Origin of the sequence: Methylorubrum suomiense (assembly GCF_022179765.1) — a bacterium.
Classification (GTDB): Bacteria; Pseudomonadota; Alphaproteobacteria; order Rhizobiales; family Beijerinckiaceae; genus Methylobacterium; species Methylobacterium suomiense.
The window spans coordinates 136,215-150,179 of sequence record NZ_BPRE01000008.1 but is presented as its reverse complement, the minus strand read 5'-3'; the positions used below and the strand labels follow the sequence as shown (position 1 = coordinate 150,179).

The window sequence follows — 13,965 nt, the reverse complement described above, 5'->3', positions numbered from 1 at the left end:
CAGCACGATGATCGAGGCACTCACCTCGCTATCGGCCTTCGACAAGGTCGCCGGCACCGCCTTCTCCGAAACCGCTCCGGTCCAGCGGGCGGCGCTGCCGGTCCAGGCCCCGGCGCCGGCCGGGGCCGAGTTCGGCGACGTCATGGCCCAGTTCGCCGCCCAGGCGCGCGACGCCCTGCGGCTGGGTGAGGCCACCTCCATCGCCGGCATCCAGGGCCACGCCACGGCGCAGCAGGTGGTCGAGGCGGTGATGTCCGCCGAGCAGAGCCTCCAGACCGTCGTGGCGATCCGCGACAAGGTCGTGGCCGCCTATCTCGAACTCAGCCGCATGCCGATCTGAGGAGACCCAAGACCATGCGCGCTCTCGCCATCGCCGCCACGGGCATGTCGGCCCAGCAGCTCAATCTCGAAGTCATCGCGAACAACATCGCGAACCTCAACACCACCGGCTACAAGGGCGCGCGGGCCGAATTCACCGACCTGCTCTACCAAGCCGAACGCCAGCAGGGCGCGCCGAACCAAGCCGGCCAGGAGGCCGTGCCCGAGGGTGCGATGCTGGGGCTCGGTGTGCGTGCGGCCGCGATCCGCAACCTCCACCGGCAAGGTCAGCTCGCCAATACCGGCAATCAGTTCGACCTGGCGGTGAACGGGCGCGGCTATTTCCAGATCACCAGCCCGAGCGGCGAAATCCACTACACCCGCGCCGGCTCGTTCAACAAGAACAGCGCCGGCCAGCTGGTAACGATCGAGGGTTACGCGGTCGATCCGGTCATCCTGATCCCGCCGAACACCTCTCAGGTGACGATCAACGAATCGGGTCAGGTCTTCGCCAAGGTCGATGGGCAGGTGGCTCTCCAGAATATCGGCCAGCTCACCCTGGCCAATTTCGCCAACGAATCCGGTCTGGAACCTCTGGGCAACGGCCTCTACCGCGAGACGCCCGCCTCCGGCGCGCCGGTCGTCGGCAATCCCGGCGATGTCAGCTACGGCCGCCTGCACCAGGGCTATCTCGAGGGCTCGAACGTCGATCCGGTGAAGGAGATCACCAACCTGATCACGGCCCAGCGCGCCTTCGAGATGAACTCCAAGGTGATCCAGGCCGCCGACGAGATGGCCGGCACCGTCTCGAAGGGCATCCGCTGACGCGCGCGTCGCGCCCGCCCCTCCCCTGCTCCCGTCTCGGCGCGTTCCCCATGGCCCGCACGCTTCTCGCCCGCTGCCTTCTCCTGCCGTTCCTCGCCGTGGCTTTGTCCGTGGGCACCTCCGGGCCGACCCTCGCCGCCGAGGAGATGGCCGCCGCGGAGATCGAGCTGCCGGTGCCGGTGGTGACGATCTACGCGGGCGACACGATCAAGGATTCGATGCTGCGGATGCGCGCCTATCCGTCGACCTTCCGGGCGCGCTCGGCGGTGATCGACGCTCCGAAGGCGATCATCGGGCGGCAGGCCCGGCGGATGCTGCTGCCGGGCGAACCGGTGCCGGTCAACGCGGTCGACGATCCCCGCCTCGTGAGCCGCGGCACCCCGACCCAGATGGTGTTCGAGGAGAACGGCCTCGTCATCACCACCGTCGGCGCGCCGCTCCAGAATGGCGGGCTCGGCGAGACGATCCGGGTGCGCAACACCGACACCAATCGCATCGTTCTCGGAACCGTGATGGCGGACGGCCGCATCAAGATCGGCGCGCAGTGATGACACCGCGCCTGCCGAACCGCGTCCTCCTTGCCATCCTGCTCGGGCTCATCACCGGGCTCGGCTTCGCGCTGATCGCCGGTCCCGCCCGGGCCGCGGGCACGCGCATCAAGGACATCGCCACGCTGAAGGGCGTGCGCGACAATCAGCTCTTCGGCTACGGCCTCGTCACCGGTCTCCAGGGCACCGGCGACACCCTGCGCAACGCTCAATTCACCGAGCAGTCGCTGCAATCGCTCCTCGATCGGCTCGGCATCAATGTGCGTGACGCGCGGCTGCGCACCCGCAACATCGCCGCCGTGATGGTGACGGCAGATCTGCCGCCCTATACCGGCACCGGTTCGCGGATCGACGTGACCGTCACCTCCATGGGCGACGCGACCTCGCTCAAGGGCGGCACCCTGCTGATGACGCCGCTCACCGGCGGCGACGGCCTCGTCTACGCGGCGGCGCAGGGGCCGCTCGCGGTCTCGGGCTTCACCGTGCAGGGACAGGCCGAGCAACTGACCCAGGGCGTGCCGACGGCCGGGCGCATTCCCAACGGTGCCCTGATCGAGCGGGAAGTGCCCGGCACGTTCCGCGATCTGCCCGAACTCGTGTTCGAGTTGAAGAATCCCGACTTCAAGACCGCGACGCAGATCGCGGACGCGATCAACACGTGGTCGCTCGGCGCCTTCCGGCGCCGCATCGCCTCGGCCCGCGACCAGCGCTCCGTCGTCGTGATGCGCGGGCGCCAGATGGCCCAGACCCGGCTGGTCGCCGAGATCGGCGATCTCACGATTCAGCCAGACACCCCCGCCCGCGTCGTCGTCGACCAACGCACCGGCACGGTCGTGATCGGCCGCAACGTGCAGATCTCCACCGTCGCGGTCACCCACGGCAATCTCACCGTGCGGGTCACAGAATCGCCCGAGGTGTCCCAGCCCGCGCCCTTCTCCAACGGCCAGACGGTGGTGGTGCCGCGCACCGAAGTCGCCGCCCAGGAGCAGATGGGCAAGCTCGCCATCCTCGGCGGCTCCGATCTTCAGACCCTGGTTCGCGGACTCAACCAAGTCGGGCTGAAACCCTCCGACATCATCGCGATCCTGCAGGCGGTGAAGACCGCCGGCGCCCTGCAGGCGGAGCTGGTCGTCCAATGAGCCGCCTCGCGCGCAATCTCATCGTCGGGCTCGTCCTCGGCCTCGTTCCCGCCGGCGCCGCATCGGCGGCCGGCGGTGAGAGCAGTGATGCCGCGAAGGAGGCCGCCCTCAAGGCTCTCGCGATCCGCGACGCGCCCAAGGACGTCTCGGCTCAGGACTTCGTCGCCAAGGAGCCGGCGAAATCCGGCTACTGCGCCAATATCGCCGACGCCGCCGCCGATGCCCGCTTCGCTTGGCAGAAGGAGCAGCTCGCCGCGCTCGAACGTCAGGTCGAGGAGCGCATTAAGGCGCTGGAGGAGAAGCGGGCCGAGTACGAAGCGTGGCTCAAGCGACGCAACGAGTTCCTGGCCAAGGCCGACGAGAGCGTGGTCGCCGTCTACGCCAAGATGCGACCCGACGCGGCGGCGCTGCAGTTCGCCAACATGTCCGAGGAATCGGCCGCCGCCCTTCTCACCAAGCTCAATGCCCGCACCGCCAGCGCCATCCTCGCGGAGATGGAGGCATCCCGCGCGGCGAGCCTCGCCCGCAAGATGACCGAGACCGGTCGCCGGGACGCCCCGGCCGGGGACACCCCGGAGCCGGCGAAGAAGAAGAACGAGAGGTCGTGATGCGTGGCTTTCGTACGGCCTTTACGAGCCTGTTGACGCTGGGTCTCGGCGCCTGCCAGAGCGATCTCGACCGCCTCGGTCGTCCGCCCGTCCTGACGCCGATCGGCACGGGCCTCAACGCCCCGCGGGAGCCGCTGCCGACCGCCTTCGGCGCCTATGGCCGCCGCCACGGCTACCATTCCACGTGGTCGCCCGCGAGCGCGGAGCTGTACCAGGATCCGCGCGCCCGCAATGTCGGCGACGTCATCACGGTCGCCATCGCGATCAACGACAAGGCGCAGTTCGACAACGCGACCGAGCGCGAGCGCAGCCAGAAAAGCTTCCTGGGCTTCGATTTCGGTTACGGCGTCTCGGGGCTGAAGGATTCGGCCACCGCCGATACCGGTATCCGCTCCGGCACCTCGACCAAGGGCCAGGGCAATATCGACCGCAAGGAATCGCTCAGCCTCTCGGTTGCGGCGGTCGTCACCGAAGTGCTGCCCAACGGCAATGCGGTGATTTCCGGCTCGCAGGAGGTGCGGGTCAACAACGAGGTCCGCGTGCTCAACGTCGCCGGCATCGTCCGCCCGCGCGACATCTCCCGTCGGAACACCATCGATTACGACAAGATCGCCGAGGCCCGAATCTCCTACGGGGGGCGAGGCCGCATCACCGACGTGCAGAGCCCGACGGTCGGCCAACAGATCTTCGAAACCGTGACGCCGTTCTGACGGCAGGGCGAGTAACGGCCCGCCCCATCCGGACATGCCGGGCTGCGCCGTCCGTCTCGTGCGGTCGAGGCGCTGGAACCTCACGGACAGCGTAAAACCCAATGGAAGAAAGTCATGGCCGAGGACAAGGACGGCGCGAAGAAGGGCGGCCTGGGTTGGATCGGGGCGCTCGCCCTGGTCACGCTGGTCGCCATCGGCACGGGGGGCGGGCTCGGCATGTACCTGCTGGGCACCGTCGAGAAATCCGTCGACCTCAAGAAGCGTGAAGAGGCCGATAAGGCGGTCAAGGTGCTGAATTACACGGGCGATCTCAGTCTGCGCAGCGTCGGCTCCGCGGTGACCAATCTCGCCGAGCCCGCCGATGCCTGGGTGCGGATCGAATCGTCCATCGTGTTCAAGACCGGCGCCCTGCCCAATCCCGAGGTCACCATCGCCGAGATTCGCGCCGACGCGATCGCCTATCTGCGCACGATGTCCCTGGCCCAGATCGAGGGCGCGAACGGACTCCAGCATCTCCGCGAGGATCTGAACGAGCGCGTCGCCATCCGTACCAAGGGCTTGGTGCGCGAACTCATCGTCGAATCGCTGGTGATTCAGTGAGCGCGATCATGGCGGCCGCCTGCCCGAAGAACGGATCTTCGCCGACGCGAGCGGGATTTCAGCGGCTCGGCCGTTCCATCCCGACGGTCTTCGGTGCCTTCGGCATCGTCGGCCTCACCGCCACCGCCGCCCTCGCGCAAGGTTCCGCCCCCGCCGGGGTCACCGGCGTGCCGGGGCTCGACGCGCTGCTGCCCCCCGGCAACGGGGCGGCGAGCGGGCGCATCATTCAGCTCGTCGCGCTGCTGACCGTCCTGTCGCTGGCGCCGGGCCTGCTCGTAATGGTGACGAGCTTCACGCGCTTCGCCGTGGCCTTCTCGTTCCTGCGCTCGGGCCTCGGCCTCCAGAGCACCCCGGCCAACCTCTTCCTCGTGTCGCTGGCCCTGTTCATGACGTTTTACGTCATGGCCCCGACCTTCGACCGCGCCTGGAACGAGGGGGTGAAGCCGCTGCAGGAGAACCGCATCGGCGAAGAGGAAGCTTTGGCCAAGATCGTCGAGCCGTTCCGCGAGTTCATGACCCAGCACGTGCGGCCGAAGGATCTCAAAACCTTCACCGATCTCGCCAGCCGCAACTTTCCCAAGGCGGAAGCCGGGGACAAGATCGATCTGCGCATCCTGATCCCGGCCTTCATGATCTCCGAATTGCGCCGCGGCTTCGAGATCGGCTTCCTGATCGTGCTGCCCTTCCTCGTCATCGACATCATCGTCTCCACCATCGTGATGTCGATGGGCATGATGATGCTGCCGCCGACGGTGATCTCACTGCCGTTCAAGGTGCTGTTCTTCATCTTGATCGACGGGTGGAATCTGCTGGTCAGCGGGCTGGTGCGGTCGTTCTTCTGACAGTTCGCCCCACCTCTAAGAGATGGGCCGCCGTGCCGTATGGCGGAAGCGCTGCACGATGATGGCGACATCGGTCACGACGTAATCGATCAGGTAGGGGGTAGGGGACGAGATAGATACGACGTAACCCGGCGACCGACGTCCTGACCCCGAGTTGCGGATGTTCTCGAAGACACTGGACGAGATATGTGAGCCGTGCCTCGATATTCGCCGCACCTTGCGGCGAGCGGGCCTGGACATAACTGAGCGCCGCGTCGATCTGCTGGAGCGCCCGCGCCTGGAAGCGCAGGTCGCGCGTCGAAGAATTCACCCGCGATACTTGGCGAATACGGCCTCGACAGCCGCGGTATCTGCGAACTCGCCGCGCTCCATCTCACCTCGCGCTTCGAGAAGATCGGCCTCTTCCTCGGGCGTCAGCACGAGGACCGCCTTATCCTCACCGGCATAGGCGAGGTCGAGGCTAGCGATCTCGTCCTGCATATAGGCCGGGAGAGATCGAGCTCGGTCCATGGCCTGTTCCAGCCGCTTGGTCATGCCCCGACCTCCTGCACCGTGCGCGAGAGCGACTTTGGCGAATATCGGAATTCAGAGCGCGCGCCTGACCGGTGTCGATAGACGTAGCGTTGCGTGTCACCTGATCGGCCACCCCACCACGGCAACGACCCGCGCAACCCCCGCGCAAGACTGACCGGCAAGATGGTCATCGGACCAAGGATCAGGTCCGGTTCGGGATGGCCCAGAATGCCCGGTCGCGAGCAAGCCGAGAGATTGTGGACCAACATCGTCGACCTCGGCGCGAGGCGGTTGATCGCCCTCGGGCTGGTCGGCCTGCTGGTATTCCTGGGCGTCGGCGTCGGCGCCTATTACCTGAGCCGTCCGGCGCAGGAGACGCTTTATACGGGGCTGTCGCGCGAGGATGTCGGCCGGATCGGCGCCGTGCTGAAGGACAACGGCGTTCCGTTCGACGTGTCCTCCGACGGCTCGGCGGTGCTGGTGTCCTACGGGCACACCGCGCAGGCGCGGATGCTGCTCGCCGAGAAGGGCCTGCCGCAGAGTTCGAAATCCGGCTACGAGCTGTTCAACGATCTCGGCTCGCTGGGCATGACCTCCTTCATGCAGGAGGTGACACGGGTGCGCGCCCTCGAAGGCGAGATCGCCCGCACCATTCAGGGCATGAAGGGCGTGCGCGCCGCCCGCGTCCACTTGGTTCTGCCCGATCGCGGCTCGTTCCGCCGCGATCAACAACCGGCTTCGGCCTCCGTGGTGGTGCGTACAGAGCCCGCCGACGACGTGTCCGGCGCGCAGGCGATCCGCCATCTCGTCGCCTCGGCGATCCCCGGCATGAAGCCCGACCGCGTCACCGTGATCGGCTCGGAAGGCTCGGTGCTGCTCGCCGGCGACGATGCCAGCACGGCCCCCACCGGCAAGATGGCGACCCTGGAGAAATCCGTCAGCCGCGAGATGCAGGACAATATCCGCCGCACGCTCGCCCCCTATCTCGGCGTCGGAAACTTCGAGGTCAGCGTCGCGACCCAGCTCAACACCGACAAGACCTCGACCAACGAGACGATCTACAATCCCGATCAGCGCGTCGAGCGCTCGGTCCGCTCCGTCCGCGAGAGCGAGAACGCGCAGAACCGCGCCAGCCAGCGCCCGACCAGCGCCCAGGAGAACCTGCCCGATCAGCGGACCCGTTCGGACGGCAACGACCAGTCGAGCAATGAGAGCTCGAAGAAGGAAGATCTCACCAATTACGAGATCTCTCAGAAAACGGTTCAGACCGTGAGCGACGGCTACGCGATCCGACGCCTGTCGGTCGCCGTGCTGGTCAACCGCTCGCGGCTCACGGCCCTCGCCGGCCCCGACGACAAGACGGCTCTGGAGAAGCAGATCGCCGAGATCGAGGAGCTGGTGGGCTCAGCCGCGGGCTTCAGCAAGGAGCGGGGCGACACGATCAAGGTGGCGGCCGTCGGCTTCGTGAATGACGGTCAGCCGCTAGAACCGCTGCCCCCGCTCTCCATCAGCGACGTGCTGATGAAGCAATCGGGCACGCTCATCAACGCCGTCACCATCCTCGTCGTCGCGGCCCTGTTGATCTGGTTCGGCCTGCGGCCGGCCCTGCGCTCGATTCTCGCCGTGCCGGAGGCACAGCAGGCGGAGATCGCCGCGCTCGCCGCTCCTGAAGCCGCGCCGGCCCTCGCCGCGGCACCCGGATCTGCCGAGGGAGCCCCCGCCCTCGCGGCACCGGCGGCGACGAATGCCGCCGAGGCGCAGAAGCTGCCCGCTCCGGGCGTCGCCGGCATGATCGGCGAGTTCGAGGACAAGATGGCCCGCTCGCCGCAGAAGCGGTTGGAGCAGCTGATCGACATCGACGAGGAGCAGGTCGCGGCCGTCCTCAAGCGCTGGCTCATGCGTGAGGAGCCGGCGTGATGCCCACGATGCTGTCGAGACTCCTTCCGGACTTCGCCGAGGCGCCTCCTCCCGTCGCGACCGCCGCGCCGGATTTCGATCGGCACTGGTTCCGCCCGACCCGACGCGCTGGGAGACCGGTGGAGGCCGACGCCGCGACGGTGCCCGGCACACCCGAGGCCGACATCGCGGGCTTCACACCGGTGAGCATCCTCTCCGGTTCGGCTTGGCAGGTCGAGGATCGGGCGGCGCTGATCGCTGCGGCCGAGGCGCGGGGTCGCGAGGCCGGCCGGGCCGAAGCCGAGGCCGAGGCTGAGACGCGGATCGCCGCCGAACGCGTCGCTTTCGAGGAGCGCCTCGCGGGCGCCCGCCGCGACTGGGCCGAGGCCGAGGGGGCGGCCCTCGCCCGCGGGCTGAATGCGGCCTTCGCCGAGCTCGACGCGACGCTGTCCCAGCGCGTCGCCCGGCTTCTCGCTCCCGTCCTCACCGATGCCCTGCGGCGACAGGCGGTCGACGCTCTGTCTGCGGCGGTGACGCGCCTGCTCGCCGAGCCGCAGCCGTCGGCGATCGCCATCACCGGTCCCGAGGATCTCATCGCGGCCTTATCCGGGCGGCTCTCCGGCCTGTCCGCAGCCATCGCCTTCACGGCCGCCGATGTCGCCGAGGTGACGGTGTGCGCGGGCGAGACCGTGATCGAGACCGAGCTTTCGGCCTGGGGTCGGCTGATCGCGGCGGCCGTGGCGGAGGCGTGAGGTGACCGAGCGCGTACCCGAGATCGTCATCGTCAAGCGCAACGGCGACCAAGAGGACGGCCATCATGGGGGCGCATGGAAGATTGCCCTAGCCGATTTCATGACGGCGATGATGGCCCTGTTCCTGGTGATGTGGCTGATCAACTCGACCAGCAAGGAGCAGAGGCAGACCATTGCCGAGTATTTCAATCCGGTGAAGCTCGCGGAGGTCACGCATGACCGCAAGGGCCTCAACGACCCGCAGAACGTGCCGAACGATCAGGCCCCGGAGGGCAGAGGCACGGGGGGCGAAACGGGCGAAGGCAGCAGCGAGGCGGCGCGGGGCAAGCCCGATGCGGCCGGTGCGCCGGGTAGCCGAGGCCGCGAGTCGGCCCTGTTCCAGGACCCCTACGCCGTGCTCGCCAAGCTCGCCGCGGAGGCCGATGCGGCCTTGGAAGCGGCGAGTGCCGATGCCTCCGCCTTCGAAGCCGGCCGGCCCGGTATGGCGGGCGGCGAGACCGGTCGCGACCCGTTCGACCCGCTCTACTGGCAGGTGGCGGCGCTGCCGCGACGGCGCACCGAGGCGCCCGGCCCCCTCGACACCGCCGTTGCCGCACCCTCCGAGGCCCGCCTCGACGCCAGGGCGCAGTCCGGTGGGACGGCGACCAAGGTGGATCGACGCGACAGTGCCAAAGATCCGTCGAGCGAAGCCGCGCAGCAGAGCCTGCGGGAGGCGATGAAGCTGGCGGGTGTCCGACTGGCTTCTGTCGAGGCTCCGTCCGCCGGGAAGGATGCCATTGCCAAGGAGGCTGACCCGAAACCGGCCGAAGGACCGGCGCCGGCGAGCGTCCCAGCGGCAACCGCCGTCCTGCCCGAAATGCCCGCCCCGGATGCGGATCAGGGTGGTCGCCCCGAGATCAAGCCGGCTGCGATGAACGAGCCCGCCAAGACGGAAATCGCGGCCAAGGCAGCCGAGACGGCGGCGGTCGCGGCGCTGAAGGCCGAGATCGCCAGAGCGGTGCAGCCTCTGGCTCTGGGAAGCCCTGCGCCGAATGTCGAGGTGCGCCGCATCGGCGAGGGCATCCTCATCAGCATCACCGACGCCATTCAATTCAGCATGTTCGGGATCGGCTCCGCCGAACCGAGCCCGAAGGTCGTGAAGGCCTTGGAGCGCATTGCCAAGCTCCTGAGCCAGCGCCCCGGCCGCATCGTCGTGCGCGGCCATACCGATGGGCGACCCTTCAAGTCGGAGACGTACGACAATTGGCGGCTGTCCTCGGCCCGTGCCCAGATGGCCGCCTACATGCTCATCCGCGGCGGCGTCGACGACGGACGGATCGAGCGGGTGGAGGGTCATGCCGACCGCCTGCCCCGTATCGCCGGCGATCTGAAGGCCGCGGAGAACCGCCGGATCGAGATCCTGCTGCGAGGATCACCGGAATGACCCGGCTTCGCGTCCCGGCAGGACGGATCGGCATCTCCCTCTGTCTCGCCATCTGCCTCGCTTTTCCCGCCGTCGCGGCGGACGAGAACAATGGACAGGCCGCGCCACCTGCCGAAGCCACCGCTTCGGCCGATTCCCATGGCGGTCCCACGGGACCGACCAACGTGATCGAGCCGCTGCCGGTGATGCCGCACGGATTGCCGGTGGAACTGGTGCGAACCCTTCAGCTCCTGCAGGATCGCATCGCCCGCGGCTCGACCCAGGCGCATCTCGCCCAGCGCCAGTTGCTCACGCATATCGAGCGGAAGCTGATCGAGAGCGAACCCGAGACCTGGGCCGACGTCGCGAATCTGCGTGCCGCGGTCGCCTTCGGTCTGGCCGGCGGCGGCCCCGGCGTGCTCCGCCACATCCTCGCGACCGGTCAGGTGACGGAGGCGGAGACGCCGCTGGCCCAGGGCGCTTTGGCCTATCTCGAAGGCCGGGAGAAGGACGCGCGCGCGAAGCTCGGGGGGATCGATGCCCGCACGATGCCCGCAAGCCTTTCCGGCCAGCTCGCGCTGACACAATCCGCGCTGCTGGTGCGCGACGCGCCGATCCGCTCGCTGGAGCTTCTCGACCTGGCTCGCCTGCTGGCACCGGGGACCCTCGTCGAGGAAGGCGCGTTGCGCCGCCAGATCTTTGTCGTGGCGCAGGGGGGAAGCGCGGCGCGCTTCGAGGCGCTGTCGATCCAGTATCTGCGGCGGTTCCGCCGCTCGGTCTATGCCGGCAATTTCCGCCAGCGCTTCGCCGCGGCCCTGACCCGGCTCAATTTCGACAATGACCGGACGCGCGTCGCCAGCCTGGAGCGGATGCTCGAGGAGATCGAGCCCGAGAGCCGGCGTGACCTCTACCTGCTGGTGGCGCGGGCCGCGCTCGAACAGGGCCGCCGGGAGACTGCTCTCTTCGCCGCCGAGCGCGCCGCCGGTCTCGCCGGGTCCGACATCCACGCCGCTGCCCAAGCCCGACTCTACCAAGGGGCCGCGCTGATCGTGGCCGAGGGCCGGTTCGAGGAGGGCCGCGAGGCCCTGCGCGGCCTCGACCGTGCGGCCCTGGCGGCTGGCGATCTCGAGCTACTCGACGCCGCCCTCTCCGCCGCCAATCAGATTCGCGGCCCGCTGCCGAGTGTCATCGAACCGCCGGCCACCGAAGCCCCGCCCCGCCGGGCCGTGCCGGAACCGCCGGCCATCGGCCGGGCCCGGGACGCCCTGGCCCGCGCCGAACGCGCCCTCGCCCCCTGAGCCCACGAGAACCCAACTCGGACCCGACCTCTCGGCAGACGGTGGACTGCTCCCACGTGATGACCTCCCTGGATCCTCTCTCCCTGCTGCGTCCGAAGCCCGACCCTGGCCGTTCGCCCGCCGGCGATGAGGCCGGAGGGCGCGCATCGCCCGATTTCGGAGCCATGCTCGACGCTTTCGAGACCCGTTCCGCTCCCGAGGAGCCTGATGTGTCCGGAGAGGCGAAGGAATTGAAACCGCCCCCCCCACCCGCCGATACCGGCGATGTGTCGGGATCCGACAACGTCGGAGCAGACTTGCGGGAACTGATGGCCCTCACCGCACCGGTGCCGGCGACGCCTCCGGTGCCGCCGGACGCCTCCCTGACTGCCGTCGTTCAGCGGGCGGTCGCACGCGGGAACGCGAATGCCACCGCCGAGGCACCGCGTCCCGAGCTGCGCATCACCCTCGTCGGCGTCGAGACACATTTCGCCCCCGTGCGACCCGCCGCCGTTGCGGAGGTCGCGCAAGCCACGCCTTCGACAGCGGCAACAGGCGTCCCTGCCCGCCCACAGACAGAAGCGTTCGGTATCCAGGCCGGTCTCATTGGGTCGGCACCGATGCCGGACGCGCTCGATCGGCCAATCACAGCGGCGAAATTCACCACCGGCACCGGTACCGGTGACGCGTCGAACGGGGCGCTCTCGGCGCAGGCGGATCGCGGATTGGTGCCCGATCGGACCGTGCACGAGCACGCCGCGGTTGTGCCCAACGTTGCCGACCGGGGAGCACGCTCGGCAGGCCTGGGCGATCCGACGGAAGCCCGCCTCGCATTGGCGTCCAAAGGCTCTGCATCGGAGCGCCCGCCTCAGATTTCGCCCCAACCCGCCGTATTGGCCGACCGGGTGGCCATCGAGACCGGAGCCGGTCACGGACGTCCACTCCGCGCCGCCGGGTATTCGCCCCCCGCGCGCGGCGAGGTGGATGCACGGGATTTCACGGGCGATGCCGCTTCGACGGACGATTGGTCCGTCGCGGACAGGCCCGCGGTGGGAAGCGTCGCAGCTTTGCAGACGGCGACGCCCTCATCCGCAAGCACTTCGGCCCGCCTTCCCGCCAGCGGAAGCCCCGTCGGGGTTCCATCCGCAAGCGGCTCTGAAACCCCGGCGACGAGCGATTCTCCGAATGGGGCTGGCGACTTGGTAGACGTGTCGGCGGATCGGTCTGACGCCGTTTTCGACACGCGATCATCCGCACAGGATGCCATCCCCCCGGCTCAGCGCCCGGAGGCAGCTCAAGCTGCGGAAAAAGGACGCCGGGAGCCGGCCATTGCTTCGGATCGATCCTTCGGGACGACGCCGACGGCCGAGGCGATCCCGGCTTCGTCCGGGTCGGCGGAGACGGTGGCAGCGCCGTCCGCTCCATCGATGCCGGCCTCGCCCCTGCGCCAGATCGTCGATGCGGTGAGTGCACAATTTCCGGCGGCTGCGCCCGCAACCCCAGCCCGGACCGGAATACCCTTAGAGGCCGGACCGCTGCGCATCCTCACGCTGCAGCTTCACCCGGCCGATCTCGGCACCGTGCTTGTCCGGATGCGGCTTCAGGACGGGCGCCTGGAGATGAATCTGCGCACCGGTCGCGAGGAGACTGCCGAACGCCTCCGCCGGGAGGGCGGCGCCCTGTCCGCCCTGTTGCAGGAAGCAGGCTACGCGCCGCAATCGCTGACCATCGAGGCCAGTCATCCGGCAACCGGGACCACCGCCGAGCGCGGGACGGCGCAGAACGGCCTGGCCGGCGGGCAGGCCCGTGATCAGGGCGGCGCCGCACCAGACCAGCAGCCGGGCCGGCGCCCATTCCGCCAGGAGGACGGGGCTGCCCCGCATGCCAGGGAACAGGATCATGACACGACATCTCGCGCGGGTGATCGCGGCGGCGTGTATCTGTAGCGCCGTCACCGCCGCGATGGCCCTTCCGAACAGCGTGGAGGGCGCGCGTCATGCGACCGCTGCGGACGGGCCGGAGAGCGGGGCGCAGGCGGGCTCCAACGTATGCGAGCAGCAGATGGCGCGTGCGGCCACTCGGCACGGGGTTCCCCTCGGCATGCTCTACGCCGTCGGCCTCACCGAGAGCGGCAAGCGCGGCTCGCTTCAGCCCTACGCCATGAATATCGGCGGCCAAGCCTATTTCGGCTCGGGTCCGGCGGACGTGATCGCGCGGCTCGGTCAGGCGCAGCGCGACGGCGTGCGGCTGGTGGATCTCGGCTGCATGCAGATCAACCACCACTATCACCGCGAGAAGTTCGCATCGCTCGAAGCGATGATCGATCCAGCTCAGAACGTCGATTACGCGACGCGGTTTCTCCGGGAATTGCGGGACAGGGAGGGCAGTTGGACCCTGGCGGTGGCCCGCTACCATGCGGGCCCGCACAACAACCCGGCCCAGAAGGTCTATGTCTGCCGGGTCATCGCCAACATGGTCGCCACGGGCTTCGGCAATTGGACGCCGGGCGCCCGAGCCTTCTGTCAGCCCGGCTGA

General features: G+C 68.8%; 15 protein-coding genes. 14 read left to right on the top strand and 1 reads right to left on the bottom strand.

All coding sequences use genetic code 11. The annotated features are described in order from the left end of the window. Positions 1 to 7 precede the first annotated feature (7 nt). The 8 genes from fliE to fliP all read left to right on the top strand — a co-directional run bounded on the left by fliE (position 8) and on the right by fliP (position 5,590). Positions 8 to 340, top strand: coding sequence for a flagellar hook-basal body complex protein FliE (fliE, locus tag MFF26_RS14545; protein ID WP_137831283.1), 333 nt, complete (start codon positions 8 to 10; stop codon positions 338 to 340). 14 nt (positions 341 to 354) lie between these two features. Continuing rightward, positions 355 to 1,143, top strand: coding sequence for a flagellar basal-body rod protein FlgG (gene flgG, locus MFF26_RS14540; protein ID WP_137831284.1), 789 nt, complete (start codon positions 355 to 357; stop codon positions 1,141 to 1,143). A 50-nt stretch (positions 1,144 to 1,193) separates the two neighbouring features. Beyond that, positions 1,194 to 1,691: a flagellar basal body P-ring formation chaperone FlgA gene (flgA, locus tag MFF26_RS14535; RefSeq protein WP_137831285.1), complete on the top strand. Its 498-nt coding sequence runs from the start codon at positions 1,194 to 1,196 to the stop codon at positions 1,689 to 1,691. Positions 1,692 to 1,702: 11 nt separating this feature from the next. Further along, positions 1,703 to 2,830 carry a flagellar basal body P-ring protein FlgI gene (flgI, locus tag MFF26_RS14530; RefSeq protein ID WP_171015574.1) on the top strand — a complete coding sequence of 376 codons (1,128 nt, stop codon included), beginning with the start codon at positions 1,703 to 1,705 and terminating at the stop codon, positions 2,828 to 2,830. Next, complete coding sequence (locus MFF26_RS14525) at positions 2,827 to 3,438, top strand: MotE family protein (protein WP_137831287.1); 612 nt, start codon at positions 2,827 to 2,829, stop codon at positions 3,436 to 3,438. Before flgI ends, MFF26_RS14525 begins: the two co-directional genes overlap by 4 nt. Further along, complete coding sequence (gene flgH / locus MFF26_RS14520; RefSeq protein WP_137831288.1) at positions 3,438 to 4,148, top strand: flagellar basal body L-ring protein FlgH; 711 nt, start codon at positions 3,438 to 3,440, stop codon at positions 4,146 to 4,148. Before MFF26_RS14525 ends, flgH begins: the two co-directional genes overlap by 1 nt. 114 nt (positions 4,149 to 4,262) lie before the next feature. Further along, positions 4,263 to 4,748: a flagellar basal body-associated FliL family protein gene (locus MFF26_RS14515; protein WP_137831289.1), complete on the top strand. Its 486-nt coding sequence runs from the start codon at positions 4,263 to 4,265 to the stop codon at positions 4,746 to 4,748. 77 nt (positions 4,749 to 4,825) lie between these two features. Continuing rightward, a complete protein-coding gene (fliP, locus tag MFF26_RS14510) occupies positions 4,826 to 5,590 on the top strand; it encodes a flagellar type III secretion system pore protein FliP (RefSeq protein ID WP_137831312.1) in 765 nt (254 codons plus the stop codon). A gap of 306 nt (positions 5,591 to 5,896) precedes the next feature. Here the strand turns inward: fliP and MFF26_RS14505 are convergent, their stop codons facing one another. Further along, a complete protein-coding gene (locus MFF26_RS14505; protein ID WP_137831290.1) occupies positions 5,897 to 6,124 on the bottom strand; it encodes a hypothetical protein in 228 nt (75 codons plus the stop codon). 207 nt (positions 6,125 to 6,331) lie between these two features. Between MFF26_RS14505 and fliF the strand changes: the two genes are divergently transcribed. The 6 genes from fliF to MFF26_RS14475 all read left to right on the top strand — a co-directional run bounded on the left by fliF (position 6,332) and on the right by MFF26_RS14475 (position 13,965). Further along, positions 6,332 to 8,020 carry a flagellar basal-body MS-ring/collar protein FliF gene (gene fliF / locus MFF26_RS14500; protein ID WP_137831291.1) on the top strand — a complete coding sequence of 563 codons (1,689 nt, stop codon included), beginning with the start codon at positions 6,332 to 6,334 and terminating at the stop codon, positions 8,018 to 8,020. Next, positions 8,020 to 8,751 (top strand): hypothetical protein, encoded by a 732-nt coding sequence (locus tag MFF26_RS14495; RefSeq protein ID WP_137831292.1) that lies wholly within the window; start codon positions 8,020 to 8,022, stop codon positions 8,749 to 8,751. Before fliF ends, MFF26_RS14495 begins: the two co-directional genes overlap by 1 nt. Position 8,752: 1 nt before the next feature. Continuing rightward, complete coding sequence (locus MFF26_RS14490) at positions 8,753 to 10,174, top strand: MotB family protein (protein ID WP_137831293.1); 1,422 nt, start codon at positions 8,753 to 8,755, stop codon at positions 10,172 to 10,174. Then, a complete protein-coding gene (locus tag MFF26_RS14485; RefSeq protein ID WP_137831294.1) occupies positions 10,171 to 11,451 on the top strand; it encodes a MotC family chemotaxis protein in 1,281 nt (426 codons plus the stop codon). Before MFF26_RS14490 ends, MFF26_RS14485 begins: the two co-directional genes overlap by 4 nt. A gap of 308 nt (positions 11,452 to 11,759) precedes the next feature. Further along, the gene (locus MFF26_RS14480) at positions 11,760 to 13,376 is read left to right on the top strand and encodes a flagellar hook-length control protein FliK (protein WP_238308134.1); all 1,617 of its coding nucleotides are present in this window, start codon (positions 11,760 to 11,762) and stop codon (positions 13,374 to 13,376) included. Next, positions 13,330 to 13,965: a transglycosylase SLT domain-containing protein gene (locus tag MFF26_RS14475; protein WP_137831296.1), complete on the top strand. Its 636-nt coding sequence runs from the start codon at positions 13,330 to 13,332 to the stop codon at positions 13,963 to 13,965. Before MFF26_RS14480 ends, MFF26_RS14475 begins: the two co-directional genes overlap by 47 nt.